This is a genomic window from Cellulosimicrobium composti, assembly GCF_010287905.1.
Taxonomy (GTDB): domain Bacteria; phylum Actinomycetota; class Actinomycetes; order Actinomycetales; family Cellulomonadaceae; genus Cellulosimicrobium; species Cellulosimicrobium composti.
Genome location: NZ_JAAFAN010000103.1, coordinates 1 through 8,254, shown reverse-complemented (window position 1 = coordinate 8,254; position 8,254 = coordinate 1). Strand labels below are relative to the sequence as shown.

General features: G+C 76.8%; 4 protein-coding genes and 1 pseudogene. All 5 read left to right on the top strand.

Features of this window, described 5'->3' with window-relative positions; all coding sequences use genetic code 11:
• Window positions 1-975: pseudogene (locus tag GYH36_RS18385) on the top strand (hypothetical protein); the annotation flags it as partial.
• Between the two features lie 122 nt (window positions 976-1,097).
• The gene (locus tag GYH36_RS18380; protein WP_162290603.1) at window positions 1,098-3,023 is read left to right on the top strand and encodes an alpha/beta hydrolase domain-containing protein; all 1,926 of its coding nucleotides are present in this window, start codon (window positions 1,098-1,100) and stop codon (window positions 3,021-3,023) included.
• Between the two features lie 197 nt (window positions 3,024-3,220).
• Complete coding sequence (locus GYH36_RS18375) at window positions 3,221-4,291, top strand: chymotrypsin family serine protease (protein WP_203232033.1); 1,071 nt, start codon at window positions 3,221-3,223, stop codon at window positions 4,289-4,291.
• Window positions 4,292-4,370: 79 nt separating this feature from the next.
• A complete protein-coding gene (locus tag GYH36_RS18370; protein WP_312028709.1) occupies window positions 4,371-4,631 on the top strand; it encodes a hypothetical protein in 261 nt (86 codons plus the stop codon).
• A 220-nt stretch (window positions 4,632-4,851) separates the two neighbouring features.
• On the top strand, window positions 4,852-8,115 hold the full coding sequence (locus GYH36_RS18365) for a GDSL-type esterase/lipase family protein (protein ID WP_162290601.1): 3,264 nt from the start codon (window positions 4,852-4,854) through the stop codon (window positions 8,113-8,115).
• Window positions 8,116-8,254: the final 139 nt, after the last annotated feature.

Below are 8,254 nucleotides of genomic sequence, written 5' to 3'. Positions count from 1 at the left end.
GCGCAGGCGTCGACCGGCGCGGCGGGCGTCGCGGGCGGCTCCGCCGACCTCGCGTCCGGGCTCGGGCAGCTCGCGACGGGCGCGGACCAGGTGGCCGACGGCGCCGCGCAGCTCGCGGGCGGCGCGGGCGAGCTCTCGTCGGGCGCGTCCGGCCTCGCGTCCGGGGTCGGGGCGCTCGGCACGGGCGCGGCCGGCCTCGCCACCGGGACGGAGGAGCTCGCGACAGGCGCGGGCGACCTCGCGGGCGGCGTCGGGCAGCTCGCCGACGGCACGACCGAGCTCGCGCAGGGCCTGGGCGAGGCGGTCGAGCAGGTGCCGTCGTACACCGACGCGGAGCGCGAGAACCTCTCGACCGTCGTCGCGGACCCCGTCGCCGCGCCGGGTGTCGACGACCTGGGCACCGGCTCGACCGGCCCGCTGTTCGCCGTGCTCGCCCTGTGGCTCGGGGCGCTCGCGCTCTTCGTCGCGTTCCCGCCCGTGCCCGCCACGCTCCTCGGCTCCACGCGCAGCGCCGGACGGCTCGCGCTCGCCGCGCTCGCGCTGCCCGCGGGCGTCGCGGCCGTCACGGGCCTCGTGGTCGGGGGCGTCCTCGCGGCGGTCGAGGGGGCGAGCCTCGGCGGGTGGCTCGCGCTGCTGGGCGTGGGGGCGCTCGCGTCGGTGGTGTTCGTGGCGCTCAACCAGGCGCTCGCGGCGCTCCTCGGGAACGTGGGGCGCGCGCTCTCGCTGCTCGTCGCGGTGCTGCTCGTCGCCACCGGGATCGTGGCGACCGTCCCCGCCGCGCTCACGAGCCTGCGCGACGCGCTGCCCGTGGGCTCGGCGCTGCGCGTCCTCACGGCGGTCGTCGACCCGGGCGCGGCGGGCGGGGCGGGCGACGTCGTGGCGCTCGTGCTGTGGGGCCTCGCGTCCGTCGCGGTGACGACGCTCGTCGTGGCGCGGCGTCGGTCGGTGCGGGTGGAGCAGCTCCTGCGCGCGTGAGGTCTCGGCGGCTTCTGCCGGTCCGGCGACACAACCTGGACGCCAGTCGACGAAAGCCCGGTCGCGACCGTAGTCTGCTGGGCGAGCCCGACGACGAGGTCGGGTCCGACGAAGGAGATGCCATGCCCGCACCCCCCGTCCGACGCCCGCTCGCCCTCGCCGTGACCGGAGCGCTGCTCCTGGCCGGCGCCACCACCGTCGCGCCCGCGCACGCGGCGGTGCCCGACCCCACGGTGACCGGCCCGGTCCCCGTGACCTCGCCGCTCGGCGACCCCGCGCACGGCTACCCGTTCCTCGCGACGGACTACGACCTGACGTCGCGCGGCTACGTCGAGGAGGAGTTCTTCGTCGAGGGCCAGGCGACGCGCTACCAGGCCGACGGCGTGACCGACGCGACGGTGCTCAGCACCGGTCACGACTACCGCACGCGCATCGTCGTGCGCCGACCCGTGGACCCCGCCGCGTTCAACGGGACCGTGATCGCCGAGTGGTACAACGTCTCGAACCAGTGGGACCAGGAGGTCGACTGGTTCCAGGCGCACGAGCACCTCGTGCGCGGCGGCTACGCGTGGGTCGGCGTCTCGGCCCAGGTCGCGGGCGTCCACTCCGCGACGGGCCTGCGCGCGTGGAGCCCCGACCGCTACGGCACGCTCGACCTCACCGACGGCGGCGCCGTCACCGACGACACGCTGTCCTGGGACGTGTTCAGCCAGGCGGTCGCCGCGGTGCGCGACCCCGCGGGCGTCGCGCCGCTGGGCCCGCTCGACGCCGAGCGCGTCGTGGCCACCGGGCACTCGCAGTCAGCCGGCCGGCTGTGGTCGTACGTGAACTCGGTCGACCCGCTCGCCGGCGTGGTCGACGCGGTCGTGCTGCACGGCGGTGGCGGGCTGGTCCGCGACGACATCGACACCCCGGTCTTCAAGATCAACAGCGAGACCGACGTCGCGATCGACCTGCTCGGGGCCGCGCAACGCCAGCCGGACTCCGAGCTCCTGCGGACCTGGGAGGTCGCGGGCGCGTCGCACGGCGACTGGAAGCTCATCACCGACTACGGGCGCCTGCGCCTGCGCGACGTCGGCAGCGCGCCGGGCGGCTACCCGGGCACGCCGCAGACGTGCGAGCAGCCGTCGGGGTCCCGCGTGCCGCAGCACATGGTCCAGGGCGCGGTCTACGACCACGTCGCCGCGTGGGTGGCGGACGGCACCGCGCCCCCGTCGGCCGCGCCGATCGAGCTCACCGACAACCCCCGCACGGTCGTGCGCGACGAGCGCGGCCTCGGCCAGGGCGGGATCCGGCTCGCCCAGCAGGACGTGCCGACGCGGATCAACTCCGGCGCGAACGCAGGCCCAGGCTTCTGCTTCCTCGACGGCGGGTCCACGCCGGTCGACGACGCGACGCTCGCCGCGTGGTACCCCGACGCCGAGGCGTACCGGGACGCGGTCGTCGCCGCGACGCGGGCCGCGGTCGAGGCCGGGCTCGTGATCCCCGAGCCCGCCGCCGACCCGTCGTGGTACACGGACGTCGCCGACCTCGTGGCCGAGCGCGTCGCCGCCGGGACCGTCGACGGCGCCGTCGGCGCGGAGATCCAGGACCTCGTGCTGCAGGCGCTCGAGGCCGCGGACCGCGGCGACTGGGCGACCGCGGACGCCCGGGTCGTGCAGGCGCAGGACCTCGGGCGGGAGCAGGTCGACGACGCGGGCGCGTCCGCCACCGTCGTCCGCGCCACCGAGGCCGTGCGCGGGATCATCGCGTACACAGCGGGCGGCGACGACCTCGACCTCGCCACGCAGGTCGTCGCGCGCTGCCTCGCAGGGACGGCCTACGTCGCGGTCCGGGCGACGAACGAGGACACGGTGCCGGTGGACGTCACGCTGAGCACGCCGTTCGGGGAGCGGACCGTCGAGGGCGTGCGGCCGGGTGCGTCCGCCTACCAGTCGTTCTCGTCGCGGTCGGCGACGCTCGACGCGGGCAGCGCCCGGGTGACGGCGTCCGCGGGCGGGCGCACGACCGCCGTCGACGTGGCGTACGAGACGGTGGACTGCTCCTGAGCCGACCGGCCCGCGCGCGGCGACGCCGCCGCGCGCGGGCCGTCGCGCGGGTCGCCGGGGAGTCGCACGACGGGGCTCGGGCCCGGTCGCCGGGAGGACGGCGCGTCGCGGTGCGCGTGTGGGCGGCTGCCGTCAGACTCGCTCGGCAGGACGCGGACGGCGGGCAGCCGTCCGTCGGGCGAGGGGACGGTGCACCGATGGACCAGCAGAAGGCGCGGGAGATCAAGTCGCAGCTCGCGGACTACGCGCGCGAGCTCGCGGAGCGCTCGGGCGTCGCGATCGAGGCGCACGACGTGCCCGACCCCGCCGAGGCGGTGCGCGCCCCGACGCTCGCGATCGGCCTCGCCCCGCGCGACGACGGCGGGTACGCGATCGCGGTCCGGTACCGGCTCGGGGTGCCGGCGGCCCGCAGCATCGCGCGCAAGGTCGCGTCGGAGGCGGGGGACACGGTCGACGTGCGCCGCACGGGCCGGATCCGGCCGCTCGCCGCGGACCCGGGGCCGGGGGTCGCGGGCACGGACCGGCCGGGGGTGCGCCCGCCGGTCGTCACCGCGTACGCCACCGGCGAGACGGGGCGTGTGCGGCCGCTGCGGCCGGGCGTCTCGGTCGCGCACGTCGACGTCACGGCGGGGACGCTCGGGGCGTTCGTGCGCGTCGCGCAGCCCCCGGTCGCCGGCGCGGACGCGACGTCGGTCTACGCGCTGTCCAACTGGCACGTGCTCGCCGGGTCGACGTCCGCCCGGGTGGGCGACGTCGTCGTGCAGCCCGGCCCCGCCGACGGCGGCGGCGCGCCCGACGACCGCGTCGGGACGCTCGCCGCGCTCGTGCCGCTGGAGGCGGGCGTCACGCAGACCGTGGACGCGGCCGTCGCGCTGCTCGACGACCCGGACGTGGACCTCGAGTACCCCGTCGGGCGCGTCACGCGCACGGCCGCGGCACTGGGCGGCGAGGCGGTCGGCAAGTCCGGGCGCACCACGGGGGTCACGGCGGGCCGCGTGACGGCGATCGAGCTCGACGACGTCGTCGTCGGGTACGGCGGCGGCCTGGGCGCGCTGCGCTTCGACGACCAGATCGAGGTCGAGTCCACGGGGGACGGGCCGTTCTCGCGCGGCGGGGACTCGGGGTCGCTCGTGTACCGCGAGGACGGCGTCGCGATCGGCCTGCTGTTCGCGGGCTCGGAGACGGGCGGCGCGAACGGCACGGGGCTGACGTACTGCAACCCGGTCGAGACCGTGCTCGAGCGCCTCGGCGCGACGCTGCTCGACTGAGCTGCCGCGAGGGTCGGGACCCTCGGCCCTGCCGCATCGGGCGCGGCAGGCGCACAATGGGTGTCGGGAGGTGGTTGCCGTGGCGACCCTCGAACGAGCGCGTGAGGCCAAGGCCGCGCTCCGCGACGAGCTCGCGGGCCTCGACGGCGTGACCGGCGTCGGGATCGCGCGCGCCCACACGGCCGGTGCGCCCCAGCGCGGCGACCGGCCGCAGCGCACCGTCGACGACTGGCTCCTGCGCGTCAACGTGACGTCCGACGACGTCGAGGTCCCGGACACCGTCGACGGCGTCGACGTGGAGGTCCGGGTGGTCGGGGACATCACCGCGTCCCGCGTCTGAGCCCCGCACCGGAGCTCGCACCCTCTCCTGACACATCCCTGCGCCCGCGCGTCGCGCGGCGTGCACGCTGCGACCTGCGCGCCCGCCCGCCTAAGCATCTGTTGTCAGATGTCTGATGTCTTGCTAGCGTCCGGCCTCAGCACATCCGTTCCCCGCACGACGTCGTGCCCGGCCGAGGAGCGGCACGTGCCGAGACCCGTCCGTGCGTGAAGGAGCGCAGATGCGTAGACGTCCCGTCCTGTCCCTCGCCGTCGGCCTGAGCCTGGTGGCGGCCGGAGCCCTCGTCCCCACCGCAGCCTCGGGCCTGCCCACCGCCCCGAGCGGTGTCGCGACCGCGGCGTTCGACCCCCAGCCCGCGCCCCGACAGCTGTACGGCTACTCGCTCCTCGGGGCCGACCGCGAGTTCGACGGCGCCGCCGGCTACCCCCGCAACACCGACGTCGGCTACCTCGACGACGTCGCGGAGGGCGCGCTGAGCGTGCGGTTCGCGACGTCGTCCCCGGCCGCGCAGACCCTGTTCTCCCTGAGCGACGCGACGACCGACGACACGTGGGCAGCGCTCGGCGTCGCCGACGGCGCCGTGACGTGGACCGTCGTCGTGGACGGGCAGGTGCGCGCCGACGTGCGGGCCCCGGTGCCCGCGACGGACGGCGCCCCGCACACCGTGTCCGTCGGCGTCTCCGCCGGGTTCACGCAGGTCTCGTTCGACGGCTTCCCGGCGCTGCTCACCACGTCCGACGCGTTCCTCGCGACCGTCCCCGACCCCACGGCGGTGACGTTCGGCGCCCGCGCCACGTCGGCGGGCACGACCGCCGCGCTCACGGGCACGATCGACCGCGTCACCGTGCACGACCGCGTGCTCGGCCCCACCGACCTCGCGAGCGCATCGGTCATGCGCGTGCCCACCGTGCGCGCCGACGCGACGGACGTCCGCGCACGCCTCGACGTCCCCGCGGCGCAGGCCCGCGAGACGTGGGTCTTCACGGGCGACTCCATCACGCACGGCGCCGCGCACACGCGCGGCTACCGCTCGTGGAGCCAGCAGGTCGAGGAGCGCGTGCGCTGGGAGCTGCGCCGCTTCGGCGACCAGACCGTCAACACCGCGATCTCGGGCGACACCGCCGCCGGGATCCTCGCCACGTGGGACGAGCGCGTCGCGACCCACGACCCGACGGTCGTCGTGACGATGGTCGGCATGAACGACGTCGTCCTGCTCGGCGGGGCGGCCGGGCTCGAGACCTTCCGCGCCCAGGTGACCGAGATCGTCGAGCGCACGCGCGCGCTCGGCGCCGTGCCCGTGCTCGCGACGTCGCAGCCCGTCCGCGGCGGGGGCGCCGGCACGAACCGCGCCACCTACCCGCAGTACGTCCAGGTGGTCCGCGAGGTCGCGGCCGCGCAGGACACCGTGCTCGTCGACAACTACGCGCGCTGGATGCTCGAGCACGACGGCAACCCGCCGAGCACCCTGTGGTCCGACGACATCCACCCCGGCCCGCAGGGGCACCTCGCGTTCGCGCAGACCTTCCTCGAGGACCTCGGGGCGTGGGACGGCTCGACGGGCGTCGGAGCGCTCCGGCTGCCCACGACCGGCCAGATCCAGCAGGCGACCACGCCGCTCGGCACCGCGACCCAGGCGTGGGGCTTCACGCACGTGCCGTCGTCGTTCGACGGGACGCGCGTCGTGGACCGCTCCGCCGACCTCGCGACCCTGCGCGGTCTCGACGAGGGCACGCTCCTCGTCCGGTTCGCGGCCCAGCCCGGCAACGGCGGCACGCTCCTGTCGATGTCCGACACCTCGGCCCCCGCGGCGAGCCCGACGGCGCTCACCGTCGCGCTGCGCGACGGCCGCCTCGAGTACGCCGTCACGCGCGGCGGCACCGACCTCGTGCGCACCAGGACGACCACGCGGTTCGACGACGGCCAGCAGCACGTCGTCGCGGTCGCCGTCGGGCAGGGGGTCGTCACGACGTACGTCGACGGCTCGCCCGTCGTCGTCGCGCCCGGCCGCGCGTTCGTCGCGGACGTCGCGCCCGACGCGCTCACCGTCGCGGGGACGCGCACGGCCGCCGGCGTCTCCGACCGGTTCACCGGCACGATCACGCGGACCTGGGCCATGCGCGAGCGGCTCACCCCGCTGCGCCTCAACCTCGACCCGAACGCCGTCGTGCTGCCCGACTACGCCGCGGTGCGCGGCGTGCTCTCGCGCGGGGACCGCGACGCGTCGCGCCCGTGGCTGTTCGCGGGCGACTCGATCACGCACGGCGCCCTGCACACGAACGGGTGGCGCTCGTGGACGCAGCACGTGGAGGAGCGCGTGCGCTGGGAGCGCAACTACCGCCACGACTACGTCATCACCACGGCCACGTCCGGGGCGAAGGTCGCGGACCTCGTCGCCGACTACGAGGGCCGCATCGGCCGGCACGACGCCGCCGTCGTCACGATCATGATCGGGATGAACGACTCGCCGGCCGGGGCCGCCGGTCTCCCCGCGTTCCGGCAGAACCTCACGACGCTCGTGGAGCGGGTCCGCGCCGACGGCGGGGTCCCTGTCCTCGCGACGTCGCAGCCGGTGGTGTCGCGCGCGTGGTACCCCGAGTACGTCCAGGCGGTGCGCGACGTCGCGGCAGCCCAGCGGGTGTTCGTCGTGGACAACTACGCCGACTGGCTCGTCGAGGACCAGGGCGAGGTGCCGACGTCGCAGCTCAACGACGCGATCCACCCGAACGCCCAGGGGCACGTCGAGTTCGCGCGCACGTTCCTCGACGGGTTCGGCGTGTGGGACCCGGGCTCGGCGCTCGCGACGGTCTCGACCGTGCGGAACAGCACGCTCGGGCTCGCGGTCGCCGCGGGCGGCGAGGTCGCACCGGGCGGGACGGTCGCCGTGACCGCGACCGCGACCGTCGGGGCGGAGGCAGCGCGCGACGTCGTCCTCGCACTCGTGCCGCCCGCGGGCACGACCCTCGCCGCGGCACCCGTCGCGAGCACGGGCACGGTCCGGCTCGGGACGGACGGCGCCTACCGCGTCGTCCTGCCGGCCTCGACCCCCGCCGGGACGGTCGTCACCGTGACGGCGCAGGTCGCCGTGCCCGGCGACGTCGCCGCCGGGACGGCGCTGCGCACCCGCCTCGAGGGCGCGCTCACCAACACGGCCGCCCGCCCGACGACGGCCGTCGCCACGACCGTCGTCACCGCCCCGGCCGGTCCGGCCGTCACGGCGCGCGCCGAGGTGCGCTGCCTGGCGGGCAAGGCGTACGTCGCGGTCGCGGCGACCAACGACGACGACGCCCCCGTCGACGTCCGCGTCGTCACCCCGTTCGGCACGCGCGACTACACCGGCGTGCAGCCGGGCGGCTCGGCGTACCAGTCGTTCGCCGTCCGGTCCGCCAGCGTCGCGGCGGGCGAGGCGACGGTCGACGCCGCGCGCACGGGCACCGACGGCACCGGGACGGTCGTCGCCGCCTGGGACGACCGCACCTGCGGGTGACACGTGGGCGGGGGCACGCGCCCCGCGGGCCCCCGCCCCCCCCCCCCGCCCCCCCCCCCCCCGGCCCCCCGGGGGGCCCCCCCGCGGGGACTCAACTGACCCAGCCCCCGGGACCCACCCCCGGGCGCTATGGGGGAGC